General features: G+C 69.8%; 18 protein-coding genes, 1 pseudogene and 2 riboswitches. Of the genes and pseudogenes, 11 read left to right on the forward strand and 8 right to left on the reverse strand.

Annotation, left to right across the window (positions count from 1 at the left end; all coding sequences use genetic code 11):
- The first annotated feature begins 96 nt into the window (after nucleotides 1-96).
- Nucleotides 97-219, forward strand: a riboswitch (cobalamin riboswitch).
- 61 nt (nucleotides 220-280) lie between these two features.
- Nucleotides 281-673, forward strand: coding sequence for a (2Fe-2S) ferredoxin domain-containing protein (locus EDD93_RS24200; RefSeq protein WP_123527144.1), 393 nt, complete (start codon nucleotides 281-283; stop codon nucleotides 671-673).
- On the forward strand, nucleotides 670-1365 hold the full coding sequence (locus EDD93_RS24205) for a (2Fe-2S)-binding protein (protein WP_123527145.1): 696 nt from the start codon (nucleotides 670-672) through the stop codon (nucleotides 1363-1365). The genes EDD93_RS24200 and EDD93_RS24205 overlap by 4 nt, the downstream gene beginning before the upstream one ends.
- Before the next feature lie 180 nt (nucleotides 1366-1545).
- Here the strand turns inward: EDD93_RS24205 and EDD93_RS24210 are convergent, their stop codons facing one another.
- From EDD93_RS24210 to EDD93_RS24220, 3 genes are read right to left on the reverse strand one after another with little or no spacing between them, the layout of a single operon-like run.
- Entirely contained in the window at nucleotides 1546-2346 is an 801-nt protein-coding gene (locus EDD93_RS24210; protein ID WP_123527146.1) for an ABC transporter ATP-binding protein, read from the reverse strand.
- Entirely contained in the window at nucleotides 2343-3434 is a 1092-nt protein-coding gene (locus EDD93_RS24215; RefSeq protein ID WP_123527147.1) for an iron ABC transporter permease, read from the reverse strand. Before EDD93_RS24215 ends, EDD93_RS24210 begins: the two co-directional genes overlap by 4 nt.
- Nucleotides 3431-4498: an ABC transporter substrate-binding protein gene (locus EDD93_RS24220; RefSeq protein ID WP_123527148.1), complete on the reverse strand. Its 1068-nt coding sequence runs from the start codon at nucleotides 4496-4498 to the stop codon at nucleotides 3431-3433. Before EDD93_RS24220 ends, EDD93_RS24215 begins: the two co-directional genes overlap by 4 nt.
- A gap of 29 nt (nucleotides 4499-4527) precedes the next feature.
- Nucleotides 4528-4670: riboswitch (cobalamin riboswitch) on the reverse strand.
- A gap of 567 nt (nucleotides 4671-5237) precedes the next feature.
- Here EDD93_RS24220 and EDD93_RS24230 point away from each other — a divergent pair.
- Nucleotides 5238-5750, forward strand: coding sequence for a transposase (locus tag EDD93_RS24230; RefSeq protein ID WP_260255844.1), 513 nt, complete (start codon nucleotides 5238-5240; stop codon nucleotides 5748-5750).
- A gap of 297 nt (nucleotides 5751-6047) precedes the next feature.
- Here the strand turns inward: EDD93_RS24230 and EDD93_RS24235 are convergent, their stop codons facing one another.
- Together EDD93_RS24235 and EDD93_RS39445 are read right to left on the reverse strand one after the other, a co-directional pair.
- Complete coding sequence (locus EDD93_RS24235) at nucleotides 6048-6944, reverse strand: alpha/beta fold hydrolase (protein ID WP_123527149.1); 897 nt, start codon at nucleotides 6942-6944, stop codon at nucleotides 6048-6050.
- 740 nt (nucleotides 6945-7684) lie between these two features.
- Nucleotides 7685-8239, reverse strand: coding sequence for a hypothetical protein (locus EDD93_RS39445; protein WP_148083899.1), 555 nt, complete (start codon nucleotides 8237-8239; stop codon nucleotides 7685-7687).
- Between the two features lie 885 nt (nucleotides 8240-9124).
- Between EDD93_RS39445 and EDD93_RS24245 the strand changes: the two genes are divergently transcribed.
- The 4 genes from EDD93_RS24245 (at nucleotide 9125) to EDD93_RS24260 (ending at nucleotide 12800) form a co-directional block, all read left to right on the forward strand.
- On the forward strand, nucleotides 9125-9934 hold the full coding sequence (locus tag EDD93_RS24245; RefSeq protein ID WP_123527151.1) for an alpha/beta fold hydrolase: 810 nt from the start codon (nucleotides 9125-9127) through the stop codon (nucleotides 9932-9934).
- Nucleotides 9934-11193, forward strand: coding sequence for a SpoIIE family protein phosphatase (locus tag EDD93_RS24250; protein WP_123527152.1), 1260 nt, complete (start codon nucleotides 9934-9936; stop codon nucleotides 11191-11193). Before EDD93_RS24245 ends, EDD93_RS24250 begins: the two co-directional genes overlap by 1 nt.
- Nucleotides 11190-11546: an STAS domain-containing protein gene (locus EDD93_RS24255; RefSeq protein ID WP_123527153.1), complete on the forward strand. Its 357-nt coding sequence runs from the start codon at nucleotides 11190-11192 to the stop codon at nucleotides 11544-11546. The genes EDD93_RS24250 and EDD93_RS24255 overlap by 4 nt, the downstream gene beginning before the upstream one ends.
- A gap of 171 nt (nucleotides 11547-11717) precedes the next feature.
- Nucleotides 11718-12800: a beta family protein gene (locus tag EDD93_RS24260; protein ID WP_123527154.1), complete on the forward strand. Its 1083-nt coding sequence runs from the start codon at nucleotides 11718-11720 to the stop codon at nucleotides 12798-12800.
- A gap of 109 nt (nucleotides 12801-12909) precedes the next feature.
- Here EDD93_RS24260 and EDD93_RS40370 read toward each other — a convergent pair.
- The 3 genes and pseudogenes from EDD93_RS40370 to EDD93_RS24275 form a co-directional block, all read right to left on the reverse strand.
- Nucleotides 12910-13034 (reverse strand): annotated as a pseudogene (locus tag EDD93_RS40370) (aminopeptidase); the annotation flags it as partial.
- Between the two features lie 177 nt (nucleotides 13035-13211).
- Entirely contained in the window at nucleotides 13212-14369 is a 1158-nt protein-coding gene (locus tag EDD93_RS24270) for an agmatine/peptidylarginine deiminase (RefSeq protein WP_123527155.1), read from the reverse strand.
- Nucleotides 14370-14597: 228 nt separating this feature from the next.
- Complete coding sequence (locus tag EDD93_RS24275) at nucleotides 14598-15239, reverse strand: TetR/AcrR family transcriptional regulator (protein WP_123527156.1); 642 nt, start codon at nucleotides 15237-15239, stop codon at nucleotides 14598-14600.
- 182 nt (nucleotides 15240-15421) lie between these two features.
- On the opposite strand from EDD93_RS24275, the gene EDD93_RS24280 reads away from it, so the two are divergent.
- The 4 genes from EDD93_RS24280 to EDD93_RS24300 all read left to right on the forward strand — a co-directional run bounded on the left by EDD93_RS24280 (nucleotide 15422) and on the right by EDD93_RS24300 (nucleotide 19909).
- On the forward strand, nucleotides 15422-16003 hold the full coding sequence (locus tag EDD93_RS24280; protein WP_123527157.1) for a TetR/AcrR family transcriptional regulator: 582 nt from the start codon (nucleotides 15422-15424) through the stop codon (nucleotides 16001-16003).
- 349 nt (nucleotides 16004-16352) lie between these two features.
- Complete coding sequence (gene ureA, locus EDD93_RS24290) at nucleotides 16353-17069, forward strand: urease subunit gamma (protein ID WP_123527159.1); 717 nt, start codon at nucleotides 16353-16355, stop codon at nucleotides 17067-17069.
- Nucleotides 17066-18814, forward strand: coding sequence for an urease subunit alpha (locus EDD93_RS24295; protein WP_185092428.1), 1749 nt, complete (start codon nucleotides 17066-17068; stop codon nucleotides 18812-18814). The genes ureA and EDD93_RS24295 overlap by 4 nt, the downstream gene beginning before the upstream one ends.
- A gap of 81 nt (nucleotides 18815-18895) precedes the next feature.
- Nucleotides 18896-19909, forward strand: a complete 1014-nt coding sequence (locus EDD93_RS24300) for an agmatine/peptidylarginine deiminase (protein WP_123527160.1) — start codon at nucleotides 18896-18898, stop codon at nucleotides 19907-19909.
- The last annotated feature ends 11 nt before the right edge of the window (nucleotides 19910-19920 follow it).

Here is a 19920-nt window from a genome sequence, read left to right on the forward strand (position 1 = left end):
CCGGACACGACGGTGTCCCGGTACGCCGTCCGGCCGGGCTCCCGTCGCCGTGGGGCGGGTGACATGATGGGCGGCGGACATGGGCGACGGCGGCCCGAGGAAACCGGTGGGAATCCGGTGCGGTACCGCCACTGTGATCGGCGAGCGGATCCCGACGCGCCACTGCCCCGCGAGGGCGGGAAGGCCGGGACGAGCACGGACCCGAGAGCCAGGAGACTCACGCTGTCGCCTCCTCGAATGACCCCGGGGCGGAACTCCCCGGCTAGAGGGAGGATGCGGCATGCCTGAGCGGCCCGCCGACAAGAACGCGCCGACGCCGGACCGGGCGGTCCCCTGCCGGGTGGTGGTGTGCCGCGACTGCTGCTGCGGCACGGCCAAGGTGCGGGGCGATCACGCCGCGCAGACCGCGCGGTTGCGGGAGATCGCCCCGGTGCGGACATCCGAGTGCCTGGACCTCTGCGAGCAGGCCAACGTCATCGTCGTACAGCCCTCGGCCGTCGGACGGGCGGCAGGGGCCCGGCCGGTCTGGCTCGGCCTGGTCAACGACCCCGATGCCACCGAGGACATAGCGGACTGGGTGCGGGCCGGCGGGCCGGGTGTCGCGGACCGTCCCGGGATCCTCGACCTCTATCTGATCGACCCGCCGCGCCGCGTCGGGACGGCGATCTCATGACCAACGGTTGGGGCGCGGCGGACGCGGTACCGGCCCACGAGGTCGTCGGGGCGCTGCGCGACGTGGCGCGGATGGGCGGATTCTTCGACCTGGACACGGCCCAGGGGCCCGGGTCCGGTGAAGGAGGGCTCACCGGGGAAGGGTTCGCCGCGCGGGCCAGGACTGTCAATGAACGCTACGACACCGCCGAGGCCCGCGTCGGAGTCTCCATCGCCCATCTCGGGCTCGCGGCACGCCTGTGGTCACCGGTTCTCGCCTGCGCGCTGTTGCACGGGATCGTGCCGGAGACGGCCACCGTGGAGTGGGCCGGTGACAGTCCGACGCTGCGGCTGGCCGAGCCCCGGGGCAGCCGTGCTCCGCAGTCGACGTCGTCGCTCGCCGATGCCGTCCGCGCTCAGGCGGACGGCGTCCTGGAGGGTGTCGAGCGGGGTCTTCCGGTGAAGGTGGCTCCCCGCCTGCTCGCGGGCAACTCGGCTTCCGCGCTGGTCGGTTCGGCGGCGCAGCTGCTGAGGTCCCGGCCCGGCCTGCGGGCACCGCTGACCGGGCTGACGAGGGAACTCCTCCAGACGGGGCGGCTGCTGGGCACGGGTGAGGTCACCGGCCCCGAGCTGACGTTCCGGCGGCGGAGCTGCTGTCTGTACTACCGGGCCCTGAACGGCTCGAAGTGCGGTGACTGCTGCCTGGCCCGGTGACCGGAGCGGAGCGGAGCGGAGCAGGCCGTCGGGGCCCGGCCCGCCCGTTTCCGAACGCGTCCGGGATCTGCTCACCGCGACGCAGGCAGCCCGCGTCGCGGTGAGTCCGGCGTCCCGGATCCGCCGCCGCAGGCCGGCTCGTACCCCGGTACCGGCGTCCAGCTGACCGAGGGCGCCCGGTCACCGGTTCGCGTCGGGCACAGGTGCGTCCGCCGGCAGGAACGTCACCTGGGGACGGCCCGTGCGAGGATGCACCGCGACCTCGGCGGTCACCTCGTAGACCTCCGCGAGCAGGCGCGGAGTGAGTACCTCGTGCGGCGCTCCGGAAGCGACGACACCGCCGTCGCACAGAACGAACAGGCGATCGCAGTAGTACGCGGCCAGGTTGAGGTCGTGCAGGGCGACGAGGACCGTCGCGGGCAGTCTGCGCAGTACGGTCAGGATCTCCAACTGGTGCCGGATGTCCAGGTGGTTGGTCGGTTCGTCCAGGACGAGCAGCGACGGCTCCTGGGCCAGAGCACGGGCGATCAGAACCCGTTGGCGCTCGCCGCCGGAGAGCCGGTCGAAGGCGCGGTCGGCCAGGGGGACGGCGTCGACCGAGGTGAGTGCCGCCTCGATCAGCGCGGCGTCCTGCGTCGTGTCGCCCGACAGCAGTCGCTTGTGCGGGGCGCGGCCCATCGCGACGACCTCACGCACGCTCAGATCGAGGCCGGAGGGAGCGTCCTGCACCACTGCGGCCAGGGTGCGTGCCAGTTGGCGCGGTGGCAGTGACCAGGCGTCTTCGCCGTCGACGCGGACCGTTCCGGCTGCCGGCCGCAGTATCCGGTAGACGGCGCGCAGCAGGCTGGACTTGCCGCTGCCGTTCGGTCCGACGAGGCCGATCGTCTCCCCGGGGCGGGCCGTGAGCGTGACGTCGTGGACCAGCCGCCGTGCCCCGGCCGTGAGCGTGACGCCCTCGACGCGCAGTTCGGCCGCCGTCATGCCGTGCCTCCCGCGTTCTTACGGGCGTCGCGTCGCATCAGCCACAGGAAGAAGGGCCCCCCGCACAGGGCGGTGAGGACCCCGACCGGCATCTCCTGCGGTGCCGCTACGGTCCGTGCCGCGATGTCCGCCAGGACCAGGAAGGACGCACCCCCGAGCGCGGCGGCGGGCAGCACCCGCCGGTGGTCGCCGCCGACGAGGAGCCGCACGGTGTGCGGCAGCATCAGTCCGACGAAACCGATCGGTCCGGCCGAGGCCACCAGCACCCCGGTGACCAGCGAGACGAGCACGAACATCCGGGCCCGGAACCGGGCGACGTCCAGGCCCATGGTGGCGGCGGCCTCCTCGCCGGCGAGCAGCAGGTTCAGGTTCGGGGACTGCACCATGAGGACGGCGATGCCGAGCAGCAGCGCCAGGCCCGGCAGCCACAGCGAACCCCAGGACACGCCGCCCAGGCCGCCCAGCGTCCAGGCGAGGACGGTGCGTGCCTCGTTGCCGTTGTCCGTCGTCAGGAGCATCAGGTTCAACAGCGCGCTGAGCACTGACGCCACCGCGACCCCGGCCAGGATGAGCCGCAGCGAGGTGATGCGGCCGCCGGTACGGGCGGCGGCGTAGACGAGCACGAGTGCGCCCAGTGCCCCGGCGAACGCGGCCGCCGACAGGGACACCGTCCCGAAGAAGCTCACCCCGAACACGATCACCGAGACCGCGCCGAGCGAGGCGCCGGAGGACACTCCGAGGAGGTACGGCTCGGCGAGCGGATTGCGCACCAGAGCCTGCAACGCCGTGCCGACGACGGCGAGACCCGCGCCGGTGACCGCGCCGAGCAGGACGCGGGGCCCGCGCACGTCGAGGACGATCGTCTCCCGCGCTCGGCTCCAGGTGGGTTCCGTCCAGTCGGCGCCGAGCGCGTGCGTGACGATGCCCCACACCTGGCCGGGCGGCACGTGCACCGAGCCGAAAGCGAGTCCCGCGGTCAAGCAGGCGGCCAGGAGCACGGTGAGCCCGACCAGGGTGAGCGCGAACGCGGCCCGGCGGCGCGGCTTCACCAGGGCGGTGTTCTCGGCGTCCGTGGTGGACGCGGTCACTTGAAGCTGTCCGGGTGCAGTCCGCGCGCCAGGTCGCCCACCGCGTCCGCCGAGCGGACGCCGACGAGGGTGTCGGTCAGCGGCAGCACCACGAAACGCCTGTTCTTGATCGCGGGCACATCGGCGAGGGCCGGCTGGGAGAGCAGGAACTTCTTCTTCTGCGCGACGCCGGTGCCCGCGTAGTCGTAGATGGCGATGACGTCGGGCTTGCGGTCGACGACCTGCTCCCAGGAGACGTCGCCGAACACGTCGTCCAGGTCGGAGAAGACGTTCCTGCCGCCTGCCAGTCTGATCAGTTCGTTGCCCAGGCCCTTGCCACCGGCCGTGAAGGCGGACTTGTCGCCGCTGTCGTAGACGAACACGGAGACGTCACGCGCGTCCTTCACGGCCTCGCTCGCCTTGCGGGCGCGGGTGCGCAGCTCGGAGACGAGGGTGGAGGCGCGGTCCGAGACGCCGAAGATCTTGCCGATCGTGCGTATCTCGGTGTACGTGTCCTCCATGGTCACCCCCTTCTCTCCGGCGCAGTTCTCCCGGTTGAGGTAGGTGTCGATGCCCGCGTCCTGGAACGCCTTGCGCGAGCGGCCCTCCTTCTCCGCGAACGCGCTGGCGTAGCCGCCGTAGACGAAGTCGGGATCGGTGTCGAGGGCCTTCTCGAACGACGGCGCCCCCTTCGACAGCTGCGGGATCGACGCGAAGTCCTTGCGCAGAGCGGGCAGGACCGCCGAGTCCGGGTACGACGTACCGGCCATCCGGTCCTTGAGCCCCAGCGAGAGCATCACTTCGGTCGGATGCTGGTGGATGGTCACCGCACGGGACGGCGGCTCGGTGTACGTCGTCCTGACACCACAGTTGTCGATGGTGACGGGGAAGCCCTTCGCCGCCGAGGCGCTCGCCTCCGGGGGGCCGGCGGTGGCGCCGGACGAGCCGCAGCCCGACGTCAGCGCAATCGCCGACAGCACGGTGAGGGCTGCGGTGAGGCGCACGAGCCCGCGGCCGCGTGGGGCTGCGTACACCGCAGGCGAGGGGGAGAGCGAGAAAAGGGGACGGCTGTGACCGTCGTGCATGGGAAGCCTCCTGCGGAGTCCGCGCTCCTCGGATCGGGCCCGCGGCAGGTCAGTGACCTGACTTCCGCACACGCCCCGTGGGACATGCGCGGTCACAGTGGCGGGACCGCGCCGGACTCGCACCGGCTTCCTGGCTCCTGCTGCGGCATTGACCTGGTGATCGTACGTAATGACCGGGTGAACGAGGAAACCGGTCCGTTCCTGGGGAGAGGTTCCTGGAAGACCGCGCGAGCGAGTACCGAGTACGGAACAGCGCGCGATCATCGCCATCGCCACGACATCGGGGCAGGTGATCTCCATCAATTGACCCCTTTTGACCCTTCAAGCCGTGAAGGCGATACGGTGCGCCGACATCTTCTTCATCGTCGGCAAGGGACCCCACGAAGCGAAGCGGCCTGCCCGACCGGTGCCACCAGATGATCGGGGAGCACGCGCGGGGTCCGTACCGCGTGGTGAAGGTCGAAGACCCCGGCCGTGACCGGCGCCCAAGGGACCGCTCCGATTACACGGCGGCCGTGCAGGACCGGGGGGGGCTTGCCCCCGGGCACGTAGGTGGGGACCTGCGGACCGCCGGCTCCCTCTGCGCCTGGCACGTCTGCTGCCGGAGTCGACACAGGATTCAACCGTGAAACCGGGTGCACGCTGAACTCCATGACTCGCGGGGAGAGGAACTGCTACTGACGAGCTCGTGCATGGTTGGCGGTGAGACGTCGAGCTCTGGATAGTCGATCATGGTTGCGTGGTGACGAACGTGACGCGTACCGCGATCATCAGCAACCGGAGGATCACGGGGCTTTCGGCCGCTGTGGTCGCTGAACTCGTTTCAGAGGTTGGGCCGTTGTGGCACGAATGTCACCAAGCCAGGCTCGTGCACCTTCGCCACGGGGTCACTCATGGTGTGCTGGCCTGCTGGTTCGGCGTGGACCGCTCGTCTGTCCCCCGGGCCATCGGCGAAGTGCGGCCCCTGCTCGCCGAGCGGGGATGCACTATCAGCCCCGGCGTGCGGCTGCGATCCCTGGCCGAGGTCGTTGACCATCTCGGCACGACCGGGAAGACCGGCATCATCGACGGCACTCGGATTCGTGTCCGCCGCCCGGCCGTTGGCAGCAAGAACCGGGACCGGTTCATCTCCGGCAAGAACAAGCAGATCGCCGTGAAGGTCATGGTGTTCACCGACGGGGACGGGCGGCTGCTGTTCTGTAGCCTGACCAGACCCGGGAGTTGCGCGGACATCACCCACACCCGAGAGTGAGGGCTGGTCAAGTTCCTGGCCGACGGGTCAACGGTCGAGATCCTGGCGGATGGCGGCTACCAAGGACTCGGAGCACAGACCGGCGGACGCGTCGTGACACCACCGCACCCCGGCCCACTGCCCCAGCAGCAAACCGCAGGCCGAATCCTGGCTCGGCAGATGTAAGCACCGAGACGCCGCCCTGGCCTTCGATGTCCCACTGCTAACCGTGCACGAGCTCATTAGCTCCGGCATTGAGGGGCCAGCCGACGGGCGGCTGGCCCCTCAACCCGGGATGAAGGGTCGGGTGTTACTCGGTCAGACGGCCAGGTGCTCCAGGATGTCGACCAGTTTCGCGGGCTGGAGCACGAACCCGGTGTGGCTGGTGTTCATCGTGTGTACGTCGTACGGATTGTCAGGGGTCAGCGCGTCGCATTCGGCGATCAGACGGTCCTGCATGGCCACGGGGATCGTCCGGTCGTCGGCCAGACGGATGTACGTGCGTGCGATGGTGCCCCAGGTGGCGGCGTCACCTCGCGCGTCGGCCGTCATCACCGCCAGCGATTCGTCCGGCTGGAGGATGTTGAGGAAGGCACGGAACTGTTCATCGGTGCCGTCCGCCATTATGGCCGCCTTGAGCAGGGCGAGCAGAACAGGGTCGGACGTACGGTAGTTGGCCCGGCCGGCACCCAATTCGGCGGGATCGCCGACGTTCAGTGCTGCCAGCGGTGCCAGCAGGTTCTCGCTGAACTCGGGCTCCTGCATGTACTCGATGGGGTTCGCGCGCTGTACGCACGACCACGCGGAGACGTAGACGAGCCGGTTCACCAGGTCGGGGACGGTGTTGCCCACCCCGGTGATAGTGGTCCCGCCGAGGCTGGCGCCGACGAGGACCACCGGCCCGTGCTCGGCCACCTGCCGGACGACGTCGACGACCATGTCGACGTTGTCTTCCAGGGTGACCGCAGCAAGGGTCGACGGCACGGCCGCCCACGCTTCGAGGTCCTGCGGCGCCTGGTAGGCGGCCGGATACTGTGCGTCGAATCCGTGGCCCGGAAGGTCGACGGCGAAGCTCCGATGGCCACGCAGCGCCAGTTCGCGCTGGACGGGAGCCCAGAGCAGCGAACTGGAGCACGAGCCGTGCACGAGCACGAACGTCGTATCCGCCTCGCGGGCCTGCCGTGGGCGCAGAGAGGTGCTGGGAACAGAAGTCATACGGGTCAGTCCTATGTCCGATGTGCGCTACGGCAGGCATGGCCGAGGGGCTGATGCCGCCGAAGCTGAGTGAGAAACGGACGCGCCTGTGATCAGGCGCATCCGGTTCAGTGGCCGTGCACACCCGTGCCGAGGGCAGCGGCAACCACCGCGTGCCGACCAGTGGCAGCACGCGTAGGGATGCGCTCACCGCAAAGGGGCGCGCGTCGCCTTGGGGTCGATCGGCACCCGCAGGGCAGTGGACTCCGTGAGACCGCGGTGGTCTCCTGCGGGTTGCGCGACTGGTCCCGGTCGCGGAGCAACTAAGGCGACAGGCGGTTCTCAGACGGTCCGGAGACGGACGTAAATGTAGGACATGACAAGCACCCTAACCGATGTTCGATCATTGGCGAGGGCATTAATTTGGCAGCCTCGGTGACGATCCAACTCCGCCGCTGCGTTGGGAAGTGGCTCCGAGATCGTCACAGTCGGCCTGACGTCCACGCGGTCATTGAGGGTGGGGCAGCTCGCTGGGGGCTTGATGAGACACGTGTGGGAGACGCCAGGGCGGTGAAGACCCGCTCCCAGACGTCCGGTCCGCGAGCAACGGCTCGGTCCGCGAGCATGGTGCATCAATTAACGGCATACTCGGGCCGACGACCGACTGATCCAAACGAAACGTCTAAGGGCTGTTCCTGGGCTGCTTACGCGTGTGCCCCCTCGGACCTGTTGACCGAGAGGGCACACGCGTTGCGGCGAGGCTACTGCTCGACCTTGAGTTCCAGTTCGCAGTCGAGGATCTGCGTGAATTCTTCATTTCCCTGACGGTACTCGAACCGGCAGCGCTTGATGTTTTTCTCGGGTGGTGAGGTGATGTGAAGTTTGGCCTGGAAGAACATTTCGCTTTCCTTCTTGGCCGGGACCTTCACCGGCGAGACCGCGTAGTTCTTCAGGCGGGCGAAGTCGGGTGTGTCGGATTCCCCTTCGAGCGCCAGCAGGGGTAACCCATCGGTGTCCTGCAGGTTGTAAGCGGCGTAGCTGACCACCTTGAGTCCCTTGGGGGAGTCGACGACACTCGCTCCGGTGATCTCGATGGGCCGGCTACTCACATTGCGGGGCACGGGGAGTGCGAAGTACCACGTCTGCCCAGTCTTCGCGTGGGTGTTGCCGACCGTGCCGCTCGACTGTGTTCCTTCCGTGTCCAGCGCCTTGCCCTGGCTCTGCGAGTCGGAGCAGCCGGCGAGGAGGAGAAGGATCAGCAGCGCCGCACCTTCAGTACGAGTAGAAGACGCCCGGCTTGCCCGAAAGAATGTCATTCTTTCCCCAGATGTAGTGCTTGGAGTTCTTCCTGTCACCGGCGAGGATGCGCTGCCTGGTCCGTGGGCCGCACGATATGGGACTAGGTGTCCTGTCCGTTGACGAGGTGGGGATCGAAGCCGGTCGGCAGGTCCCCGGTCGCGTTCCGCCACTTGGTGAGGTAGTCCGACACATTGGTCTGGCACGTCGACAAAGCGAAAGTCCTGGCGGATTCCGCCGTGGACTGCGGAGCCGCGATCGCGCCCGCAGTCAAGGTCCGCCATGTGAAGGATCTTCAGTGGCGCAACGACGGGTAGGCCTGTTCGTGCCGAGTCGGCTGTTCGAAATGAATGAGGGAACTCATGGAAAATATTCTGACACTGGCGGCGGCTGGGCAGGGCAGGAAAGAGTTGCCCCCCTGGGGGATTGCGGTCTTCCTGGTGATAGTGGCCATGGTGGGGGTTTTCCTTCTCTTCAGATTCAAGAAGCGCCGGTAATGAGGAGTCCGGCATCGTCTTCTGTCGCGTAACTCACTGACGGGAAACACGGGAAGGAGTAGACCTCGTCGACGGCTGGGTGAAACGCCGAGACCGTTGCCATGGGGCGGAGGGCGGAACCGCTCCGGTTCGTCAAAAGCTCGTAACGCGATCATGGTCGATTCTTCTTGAGGCACCTCCAGCAGATGAGGGCAAGAGCCCCGATCTCGGTGACAAGGTCCTACGGCTCCGCCCCGAACCGCGACGCGCTGTTCTGCGTTGCGCACGCGCAGTGATCCCGCCCGGCACCTCCTGCAAGGATCGTCCCAACGGCTCGAGGGCCTGGGCAGGGTCCGCTGTGCATGTCTCTTCGATTCGCAGATGATCGAGAAGTTCTACCGCCCGGCCCGCTCTGCGAGAATGAGCCGTATGAGCGTGCGTAGGAGGAACCGGGTGCGGGTGTCAGGCCGCCCAGGCGCACCGGTGGTGGTGCTGGCGCACGGCTTCGGGTGCGACCAGAACATGTGGCGCCTGGTCGCGCCGACTCTGGAGCGGGACTTCACGGTGGTGGTCTTCGACCACGTGGGCGCCGGCCGGTCCGATCTGGAGGCATGGAACAGGGACCGGTACTCCAGCCTGGACGGGTATGCCGAGGACGTCCTGGAGATCTGCCGCGACCTGGACCTGGGGCCGGTGACGTTCGTGGGGCACTCGGTGAGCGCGATGATGGGCGTGCTGGCCGCCGCCCGGCACCCCGAGCTCTTCGCGGGCCTGGTCCTCCTCGCCCCGTCGCCCTGCTTCATCGACGACCCCGCGGTCGGCTACCGCGGCGGCTTCAGCGCCGAGGACATAGAGGAGCTCCTCGAGTCCCTGGACGCGAACTATCTCGGCTGGTCGGGCGCCATGGCCCCGGTCATCATGGGTAACCCCGAGCGCCCCGCGCTGGGCGAGGAGCTGACGAGCAGCTTCTGCGCCACGGACCCGGAGATCCAGCGGGTCTTCGCCCGGGTGACGTTCCTGTCCGACAACCGCGCCGACCTGGAGCGGGTGACCGTGCCCACCCTGGTCGCCCAGTGCTCCAGCGACGCCATCGCCCCGCCCGAGGTCGGCGTCTTCGTCCAGGCCCAGATCAAGGGCAGCCGCCTGATCACCCTGACCGCCACCGGGCACTGCCCCCAGCTCAGCGCCCCGGAGGAGACCGCCGAGGCGATCGGCCGCTTCGCGGGAGCCCTGGGGTGATGTGCCGGACCCAGGGCGACCAGGACCGCGAACCGGAGTCCGGCGGACGCCCCGACGACGACCAGACGTTCTCCGCCCTGCTGGAGGACAGCGCCGAGGACCTCTACGAGCACGCCCCCTGCGGCTACCTGTCCACTCTGCTCGACGGCCGGATCGTCAAGATCAACACCACGCTCCTCGACTGGCTCGGCCACCGGCGCGGCGATCTGGTGGGCCACAGGAAGTTCTCCGATCTCCTCACCGTCGGGGGCCGGCTCTACCACGAGACCCACTTCGCCCCGCTGCTGCGCCTGCAGGGCGAGATCAGCGGCATCGCCCTGGAACTCAAGGCCGCCGACGGCCGGCGTCTGCCGGTCCTGGTGACCTCGACGGTCAAGACCGGCAGCGACGGGCAGCCGCTGCTGATCCGTACCACCGTCTTCGACGCCCGCGACCGCCGCTCCTACGAGGAGGAACTGCTGCGCGCCCGCCGGGAGTCCGAGCGCGAGCGCGAACGCCTGCAGCAGCTGACCACGACGCTCCAGCAGACGCTGCTGCCCCCGACCCTGGCCGACGTGCCGGGCCTGAACGTGGCCGCGCACTACCACATCGCCTCGGTCGACGAGGTCGGCGGTGACTTCTACGACCTCTTCCCCCTCGCCGACGGAACCTGGGGCATGTTCCTGGGCGATGTGTGCGGCAAGGGCGCGGCCGCCGCTGCCGTCACCTCCCTGGCCCGCTACACCCTGCGCGCGGCCGCGGTGTACGACCCCGACCCGGCCGCGGTCCTGAGCAACCTCAACACCGTCCTGAACCACGAGTACAACGGCATCGATCCCAGGTTCTGCACCGTCCTGTTCGGCCTGCTCACCCCCGACGGCGACCTGGGCGGGTTCGAAATCACCCTGGCCAGCGGCGGGCACCCGCCCGCGCTGCTGATCCGCGCCGACGGCACCGCCGACTACCTGCCCACCCCCGACGGCCAGCTCATCGGCGTCCTGCCCGACGCCCACATTTCCACCACCACCTTCCACCTCGATCCAGGCGACACCCTGCTCCTGCACACCGACGGCCTCACCGAGGCGCACACCGCCATCGCCGGCGACCGCTACGGCGACGAGGCGCTCCTCGACTTCGGCCGCGCCCTGGCTCCCACCACCGCCGAGACCACCGTCTCCGCGATCCGTGAACTCCTGGACACCCTCGGCACCGGGGTGGACGACGACACCGCCGTCCTGGCCATCCATGTGCCCCGGCCCGACCGTGAAGAGCAGCAGTGACCCAGCTCAGCACCACCTCGCGCACCACCCCCGCCGGGCCGGTTGTCACTCTCAGCGGCGAACTCGACCACCACAGCGCACCTCAGGTCCGCGCCGTGCTGCCCGGACTGGACATCGGACCGGGACAGCAACTCGTCGTCGACCTCGGCGGTCTCACCTTCTGCGACTCCAGCGGCATCACCGTCCTGATCGCCGCACGCAACCAGGCCCTCGCCAGGAACGCCGGCATCGTCCTGGTCGCCGTCCCCGAACGCGTCAGGCGGATCTTCGCCATCGTCGGCCTCGACCAGGTCTTCCCGACCCACCCCACCGCCCAGGCGGCCGAAGCCGCCTGGACACCCCCGGCCGGTTGAGCGAGCCGGCCGACGCGGGAGGAGCTCGACGCAGGGGCGTCGGTCACGGCACTCCCCGGCACTTGAGGGTTCGCGCCACCTGGGCTGAAAAGGCGTCGTTCCGCCAGGACTTGAGCTGGCAGACCCTGAAAGGAGAGGGAAGAGGGCACGGGCTGAGCAGAGGGAGCCGCCATGTCCGGACCGCTGTACGTTCCCGTCCTGCCGGCAAGGCGCCATGCCACGGCGGCGTACCGGAGTCTGAGTCCCGCCGTCCAGAGCACCGTGATCCCGCTCTGGAACCTTCCGCCTCGCCACGGACTCGGGCCCGACGCGCTGACCGTCTTCGTGCGGCGGGAAGCCCATGACGTCAGCAGGGTGCAGCGCCACCATCCGGCCTGGGTCGACGCCCCGTTCGCCGATGAGATCCAGATGCGGGTCTTCGCCTCGGTGCTGGCCGATCTGGGGGAGATGAGCGCGCTCCGGCCGGTCACCGGGCCCGACCGGCCCGAACAACAGCAAGCCATGGCGCTGCAGTTGGCACGTCGCAGCGCGAGCGGAGTCGGGATACGGCTCGCCCTGGCGGGCGAGTGGGACGACAGCCGCATCCAGACCGTCCGGGAACTGCTCGCCCGCCTGGACCCTGCCGACGAGGTGGATCTCCTGCTCGACCTGGGGGCCGTACGCAGTGACCGCCCCGATGCGGGAAAGGAGACGATGCGCGCGCTCGACGCGTTGATTCCGCTGACGCCTTGGCGGACGTCCGTGGTCCTGGCCGGCGGGTTCCCCGAGGTGACCGCGCAGATGCTCGAGCAGGGGCTGTGCGCTGAGCCCCGCACGGACTGGAGCACCTGGAACGAGCTGAGTTCGAGCGGCCGAAGCTACGTCCCCCTGCTCAGCTACGGCGACTACGGCATCCAGCCCGCCCGAGCCATCGGCCGCGAGCCGGCGTCGGGCAGTGGCGGTCCTCCCTGGGGTGTACTCCGCTACACCACCGCCGAGTCGTTCGTCCTCGCCAAGGTGCTGGGGCGCGGCGAGGACAGGATCGCCGTCAACCGGGCGGCGGCCCGGCAGCTCCTTGAACTGCCCGATTTCCGCGGCGCGACGGCCGGCGCGGGCGAGAGCTGGTTACGGGACTGCGCGCACGGCCACGGCCCGACCGGCACCGGCAACGCCTCGGATTGGCTGCGCGTCGGCAACGTCCAGCACATGACATACGTCGCACGGAGCCTGGGCCTCGGGCCCGGACCTCAAGCACCGGGCAGTCCGCTCGGCTGAACAGCGGCGCCGGGCCGCAGCCGAGGCCGTCCGCGGCACGGCCGTGGCCTGTTGACCGAACGGTCCCGGAACCGCCGACGGCTTCAAAGGGACTGGCGAACCCTCGGGCGAGGTCGAGCAGTTGCTCGTAGAAGCCGCCGAAACCCCGGGCGCGGTCCACGAGGTGGAGTTCGAGGATCCAGGGGCAGACCCGGCTCCGGCCTTGTCGGTTCGCCGCAGTGGGGTGTCGTTCTCGTCCACTACTTTCCCCAGGGCTCGCTGACCCTCAACAAGCCCTCCCTGGAAGCTACTTGGACCTCGGGCTACGAGCACTTCACCGTCGGCGCCGACGCCCGCCTCGCCTTCGCCCAACGAGCCAGGAACGGCCAACCTCGTCCCGGCTCCGGGTCCCCCCCCGGCGCGGAGCCGGGCTCAGTCCGCCGGCTTGCCGGGCTGGTCGTGGGTGGAACAGTGGATACCGCCGCCGCCGGAGGCGATGGTGTCGATCCGGACCGGTACGACGTCGCGGTCGGGGAAGTGCTCCCGCAGGATGCCCCGGGCCCGGTCGTCGGCCTTCCGGTCGCCGAACCGGGGCATGAACACGGAGTCGTTGGCGACGTAGAAATTGGCGTAGGACGAAACGAAGTCGTCGCCCTCGCCGGTGATCCTGTCCAGGTCGGGCTGGGGGAGGTCGATGACCTCGAAGCGTCGGCCCCTGGCGTCCGTCGCCTTCGCGAGTACGGAGCCGGCCTGGTCGGCGGCGCGTGACCAGGAGTCGGCGGGCATGCCGGGGAAGGCCTTGTCCAGCAGGACCACGCCGGGGGCGGTGAACCGCGCGAGGCTGTCCACGTGCGCGTCGGTGATGTCCTGGCCCCGGACCCCGGCCAGCCAGATCACCTTCTCCACACCCAGGGTCTCGATGAGCTCGGCCTCGACCTGGTCGCGGCTCTTGCCCCGGTTGCGGTTGTTGTTGACGATCGAACTCTCGGTGATCAGGAGCGTGCCCTCACCGTCGGTCTCGAACGAGCCGCCCTCGGCGACCAGGGGAGCCTGGACGCGGGGGATCCCGTACTTCGCCAGGAGGGTGCGGGCCACCCGGGCGTCGTTCCCGTGCTGCTGCTTGTTGCCCCAGCCGTTGAAGTTGAAGTCGATACCGAGGAGGTCGTCCCCCTCCTCGACGAACACCGGAACGGTGTCGCGGGCCCAGAGATCGTCGACGGCCAGGGGAATGACCTCGACGCCCGAGCCGCACGCGCGCTGCGCGGCCGCCCGCTGCTCGGGCCTGGCCATCATGACGACGTACTCGTACTCGGCGACGGCACGGGCGATGCGGGCGATGTCCTCGCGTACGTAGGGGAGGTCCTCGCCCCACACCGACTCCAGCGCCGGCCACGACATGAAGGTACGGGTGTGGCTCTCCCACTCGGCCCCGAACCGGCGCTCGGTGTCCGTCGCGGCGTCTTCGGTGGTGGGGGAGGACCCGGCTGACGAGGAGCCGCCGGGGCCGCAGGCCGCCGCGCCGGAGACCAGGGCGCCTACTCCGGCCAGGACGCGGAGGGTCGCTCGCCGGGTGGGGGGACGACGGTGCACGGTGGAACTCCGATCGTGATCTCTCAACACTACGAGGTGGCTGCCGTCCGGGCGCGGTGAGGCGCGGCAGGGGCGGCGGGGATGTGGCGGGGATGGCGGGGGGCGAGGGGCCGGAAGGGCGCGCCGCAGGTGCTGCGACGGCCGGTGGCGTCATCGCCTCACCCTCATGTCCCCACTCTGACACTGACTGGAAATTCAGTCAAACATTGCGAGGGTGACCTTGCCCCGTCAGTGCAGCGTGTACTCCGCGACGGTTTGGCGCGGCAGGCCTCCGAGGGGTGCGGGCCGAGGCTGTCGGTCCAGATGGGCCAGCTCCACCGCGACGGCTTCGCGCAGCAGGCCGCGCGCCCTCTCCAGCGGCAGGATTCCGCTCAGCCAGCGGGCGCTCACCCCTTCGACCAGTGAGGTCAGACGTTCCGCAGCCGCGACGAGGGCCAGGTCCGGGGGGCCGGGGCTTGCCCGGCCGAGGAGGTCCGCCACCTCGCGGACCCAGCGGCGGCCGGCTCGGGCCAGGTCGTCCCGCAACCGGGGGTCGAAGACCGCGCTGGCCTTCAGCTCGCCCCACGCGATGCTGTTCTCCCGCACCTCGTCCTTGTTCTGGAACTCCAGCAGCAGGACCCTCTCCAGCTCCTGGCGGGCTCCGGCCGGAGGGCCCGGGTCCGGCCGCTGCCCCGTTCCGCGCCCCGCCCGGGTGTTGATGAATTCGAGTGTGTGGCGCAGCAGGTCGGCCCGGTCCGCGTAGTGGTGGTAGATCAGCGCCTTGGACACCTGCGCCTCGGCCGCCACCTCTTCCACCCGCAGCGCTCGGGCTCCTCGGCGCGAGAGGGTGCTGGCTGCTGCCCGCAGGATGGCTGTTCTGCGTTCCGGCACTGTGTGCTCCTTCTTTCGCTCCTGACTAATCGCTCTCCATATTGACTGAATCTTTAGTTAGAGGCACGATCGACTTCTGTTCAGTCCTTTAGTTAGAGGCACGATCGACTTCTGTTCAGACCGCCTCGCCGCGTGGCAGCCCGGATCATGTGGCCGAACGCGGCCGGATAAGGTGGGTGGTCATGGCGTCGCGCAGCACTCAGATCCTCGAAGCGGCCGCCCGGGTGATCGCCCGGCGCGGGGTCCGCGGTCTCCGTGTGGAGGAACTCGCCGCGGAGGCGGGCGTCTCCACCGGGCTGATCTATTACCACTTCAAGGACCGGACCGGGATCCTCCGCCACACGCTCGAGTTCATCAACGACCGCGCCGAGCGCTACACCACCGCGCACGTCGCCGAAGCCGGGCCGCTCGGCCCGCGCGAGGAGCTCGACCAGATCCTCCTGCTGGAGCTCCAGGACACCCCAGAGGTGCGTGAGAACAGCTCGGCCTGGGGTGAGTTGCGGGCGAGCGCCGTCTTCGAAGAGGTGCTGCGCGAGGACCTTGCCAAGGCGACACTCGTCTGGGTGCAGGAAGTGGCGGGCCTGCTCGGTCAGGTGCAGCCGATGGCTTCTCCCGCCGCGCTGGCCGGCGCCGCCGAGCGGCTGACCGCCCTGCTGGAGGGGCTGAGTATGCGGTGGCTCAGCGGAGGACTGCGTATCGACCATGCGCGGGACCTGATGCACGATGCCGTCGAGGCTGAGCTCGGGCAGCTGCGGCAGGCGTAGCGCCGCCGTCCCCGCCGCCGCTCTCCGTTTCCGCCGGGACCCCCGTTCCCGCTGAGGTCCCTGCTCCGGCCTGAGCCTCCGCTCGACGTCGGAACTCCTGTTCGCTCAGCTGTAACCAGAGTATTGACTGATTTTTCAGTCAGTGCCACAGTGACTCCACTGCCGCAGCGGCAACCCGCCGCTCGCTCGCTTCCTGGGTCACGTCGACCGCGTCGAAGCGGCCCGCACCGCGCTTTCCCGTAACGGGTATCCCGCGCGGCGGGGCCGGCAGTCTGCCGACTTCCCGGAGAAGGAAGACCATCATGTACCCGACCGGCATTTCAGTCCGGGCAGTCGATCGGGGGCCGGCGTGCCCCTGATGCCCAACGAGCGGGACCGCCTGCTGCTGTTCACCGCCGCCGAGCTCGCCAGGGCCCGCCGGGGCCGGGGGCTGCGGCTCAATGTTCCCGAGGCCACCGCGCTGATCGCGGACACCGTCTGCGAGGCGGCCCGCGACGGGCTGCGCCTGACCGACGCCGTCGAACGCGGACGCCGCCTGCTGGGGCCCGAGGACGTGCTGCCCGGGGTGACCGACGTGGTCACCGAGATTCAGGTCGAGGCCGTCTTCGACGACGGCACCCGCCTCGCCGTGATCAGCCGGCCGTTCGGCGCCCAGGGCGGATGGATCGCTGACGACGACGAGGCGCCGGGCGCCGTGCTGCCGGCCCCGGCCGGTGTGCGGGTGCCGGAGCCCGCGGTGAGGGTGGCCGTGCGCAACACCGCGGAGGTGCCGATCAGCGTGACGTCGCACTTTCACTTCTTCGAGGCCAACCCCCGGCTGGACTTCGACCGGGCGGCCGCCTACGGCATGCGCCTGGCCGCGCCCGCCGGATCGTCCACCCGGTTCGACGCGGGCCATCGCGTCGAGGTCGGCCTCGTCCCGATCGGTGGGGCCCGGGTGGTGATCGGCTTCGCGGGACTCGTCGACGGGCCCCTCGACGCCCCGGGCGCCAAGGAGGCCGCCCTGCGCAAGGCGGCGGCCTGCGGCTACCGCGGCGTGACCGCACCGGAAGGAACGGACGTATGAGCAGGCCCACCCGGCACAGTGACCACTGCGGCCCCGGCAGCCGGCACATCGACCGGCATGAATACGTGTCCGTGCACGGGCCCCGCGCCGGCGACCGGGTCCGGCTGGGGGACTCCGGGCTGGTGGTCCGCGTCGAGTCGGACAGCCAGCTGGAGGGCGATGAGTTCCTGGCCGGGTTCGGCAAGACCGCGCGTGACGGGCTGCATCTGAAGGCGGCCGCCGTCCGCGACACCTGCGATGTCGTCATCAGCAATGTGCTGGTCATCGATGCCGTCCTGGGTATCCGGAAGGTCTCCGTCGGGATCCGCGAGGGCCGCATTCACGCAATCGGCCGGGCCGGGAACCCGGACACGCTCGACGGGGTCGATGTCGTCGTCGGCACCGGGACGACGATCATCTCCGGCGAGGGGCTGATCGCCACCGCCGGGGCGATCGACACCCATGTCCACCTGCTCTCACCGCGGATCATGGAGGCCTCGCTGGCCAGTGGCGTCACCACGATCATCGGCCAGGAGTTCGGGCCGATGTGGGGTGTCGGCGTCAACTCACCCTGGGCGCTGCGGCACGCGTTCAACGCGTTCGACGCCTGGCCGGTCAACATCGGTTTCCTGGCGCGCGGTTCGTCCTCCGACGACGCACCGCTCGTCGAGGCGCTCGCCGAGGGAGGAGCCTGCGGGTTCAAGGTCCACGAGGATCTCGGAGCGCACACCCGCGCCCTGGACACGGCACTTCGGGTTGCCGAGGAGCACGACGTGCAGGTGGCCCTGCACAGCGACGGGCTGAACGAGTGCCTCTCCGTCGAGGACACCCTGAGCGTCCTTGACGGGCGGACGATCCACGCCTTCCACATCGAGGGCTGCGGCGGCGGGCACGTACCGAACGTGCTGAAGATGGCGGGCGTGCCGAACGTCATCGGCTCCTCCACCAACCCGACGCTCCCCTTCGGACGGGACGCGGTGGCCGAGCACTACGGGATGATCGTCTCCGTTCACGGCCTGAAGACGGATCTGCCCGGGGACGCCGCCATGGCGCGTGACCGGATCCGGGCCGGGACGATGGGTGCCGAGGACGTCCTGCACGATCTCGGCGCGATCGGGATCACCTCCTCCGACGCGCAGGGCATGGGACGCGCTGGCGAGACCGTACGCCGCACCTTCGCCCTGGCCGGCAAGATGAAGGCCGAGCGCGGCCCGATGGACGGCGACGACGTCGGCCACGACAACGCCCGGGTGCTGCGCTACATCGCCAAGCTGACCATAAACCCCGCCATCGCCCATGGGCTCGCCCACGAGATCGGGTCGATCGAGGTCGGCAAGATGGCGGACATCGTGCTCTGGCGGCCCCCGTTCTTCGGGGCCAAGCCCCAGATGGTCATCAAGAACGGCTTCCCCGCCTACGGCGTCACCGGCGATCCCAACGCGGCCACCGACTCCTGCGAACCGCTGGTCCTCGGCCCCCTGTTCGGCGCCCACGGGGCGGCGCCGGCCGATCTCTCCGTCGCCTTCGTCAGCAGGGCGGCGGCCGAGTCCGGGACGTTCGGCCGGCCCCATGACGCAATGGCCACCCGGCGCCGCCGCGTCGCCGTGCGCGGCACGCGCGGCATCGGTCCGGCCGCCATGGTCGGCAACAGCCGGCTGGGCGAGGTGGACGTCGACGCGCGTAACGGCCTCGTCACGCTCGACGGGGAACCCCTGCGGTCCGAGCCGGCGCACGAGGTCTCCCTCAGCCGCCTCTATTTCATCTGACCTTATTCATTTGACCTTGCTCTTGACTGAAAATTCAGTCAATGCGTGCCCAGTCATGACGACCAGACGATGAGGAAAACCATGAGTCCCTTCCGTATGCCCGCCGAATGGTCCGAGCACGAGGGCTGCCTGATGGCCTGGCCCACCCGCGAGGACCTCTGGGGCACCGTCCTCGACGAGGCCAAGGGGGAGTACGCCGACGTCGCACGGGCCATCGCGGCCTTCGAGCCCGTCACCATGGTCGCCCCGCCCGGCTTCGGAGACGACGCCCGTGCCCGGTGCGGCGAGGGCGTGACCGTGGTGGAACTGCCCCTGGACGACTCGTGGTTCCGGGACTCGGCCCCGCTGTTCGTGCTCGACGGCGACGGCCGGCGCGCGGGCGTCGACTTCCGTTTCAACGCCTGGGGCCGCAAGCACCACCCCTACGACGCCGACGACCGCGTCAGCGGCGTGCTCCTCGACCACCTCGGCATCGACCGCATCGCCTCCGACATGATCCTGGAGGGCGGCGCCATCACGGTCGACGGTGAGGGAACGCTGATCACCACCGAGCAGTGCCTGCTCCACCCCAACCGCAACCCCGGCATGGACCGGGACGGGATCGAGGCCGAGCTCACGTCGCGGCTCGGCGTCACCAAGGTGATCTGGCTGCCCTACGGCGGACTCCTGGACACCGAGACCGACGGACACGTCGACGGCTCCTGTGCCTTCGCCGCCCCCGGGAAGGTCGTCGTCTCCCTGCCCGGCGACCCCGCCCACCCCGACCACGCCCGGATGCGCGCCAACCGCGCCGTGCTGGAGGCCACCCCGGACGCCCGGGGCCGGCGGCTGGAGATCGTCGAGGTGCCGCAGTCCGCGTTCGTCACCATGACCGGCGGCGAGGTCGAGGTCTCCTACCTGAACTACTACGTGGCCAACGGCGGCGTCGTGGTCCCCGTGGCCGGGCTGCCCCAGGACGAGGAGGCGCTCGCGGTGATCGGCTCGGCGTACCCCGGCCGCAAGGTCGTCGGTGTCCGGTCCCCGGCGATCGCGTACGGCGGCGGCGGCGTCCACTGCATCACCCAGCAGATTCCCGTGGCGCGCCCCCGTGGCTGAACGGACCACGA

The sequence above is a fragment of the Streptomyces sp. 840.1 genome, from assembly GCF_003751445.1.
GTDB lineage: Bacteria > Actinomycetota > Actinomycetes > Streptomycetales > Streptomycetaceae > Streptomyces.

Excerpts from the sequence above, each read along its gene's own strand:
- EDD93_RS24200 (WP_123527144.1), top strand. The coding sequence starts at position 281 with ATGCCTGAGCGGCCCGCCGACAAGAACGCGCCGACGCCGGACCGGGCG.
- EDD93_RS24205 (WP_123527145.1), top strand. The coding sequence starts at position 670 with ATGACCAACGGTTGGGGCGCGGCGGACGCGGTACCGGCCCACGAGGTC.
- EDD93_RS24210 (WP_123527146.1), bottom strand. The coding sequence starts at position 2,346 with ATGACGGCGGCCGAACTGCGCGTCGAGGGCGTCACGCTCACGGCCGGG.
- EDD93_RS24220 (WP_123527148.1), bottom strand. The coding sequence starts at position 4,498 with ATGCACGACGGTCACAGCCGTCCCCTTTTCTCGCTCTCCCCCTCGCCT.
- EDD93_RS24235 (WP_123527149.1), bottom strand. The coding sequence starts at position 6,944 with ATGACTTCTGTTCCCAGCACCTCTCTGCGCCCACGGCAGGCCCGCGAG.
- EDD93_RS39445 (WP_148083899.1), bottom strand. The coding sequence starts at position 8,239 with ATGACATTCTTTCGGGCAAGCCGGGCGTCTTCTACTCGTACTGAAGGT.
- EDD93_RS24245 (WP_123527151.1), top strand. The coding sequence starts at position 9,125 with ATGAGCGTGCGTAGGAGGAACCGGGTGCGGGTGTCAGGCCGCCCAGGC.
- EDD93_RS24250 (WP_123527152.1), top strand. The coding sequence starts at position 9,934 with ATGTGCCGGACCCAGGGCGACCAGGACCGCGAACCGGAGTCCGGCGGA.
- EDD93_RS24260 (WP_123527154.1), top strand. The coding sequence starts at position 11,718 with ATGTCCGGACCGCTGTACGTTCCCGTCCTGCCGGCAAGGCGCCATGCC.
- EDD93_RS24280 (WP_123527157.1), top strand. The coding sequence starts at position 15,422 with ATGGCGTCGCGCAGCACTCAGATCCTCGAAGCGGCCGCCCGGGTGATC.
- EDD93_RS24295 (WP_185092428.1), top strand. The coding sequence starts at position 17,066 with ATGAGCAGGCCCACCCGGCACAGTGACCACTGCGGCCCCGGCAGCCGG.
- EDD93_RS24300 (WP_123527160.1), top strand. The coding sequence starts at position 18,896 with ATGAGTCCCTTCCGTATGCCCGCCGAATGGTCCGAGCACGAGGGCTGC.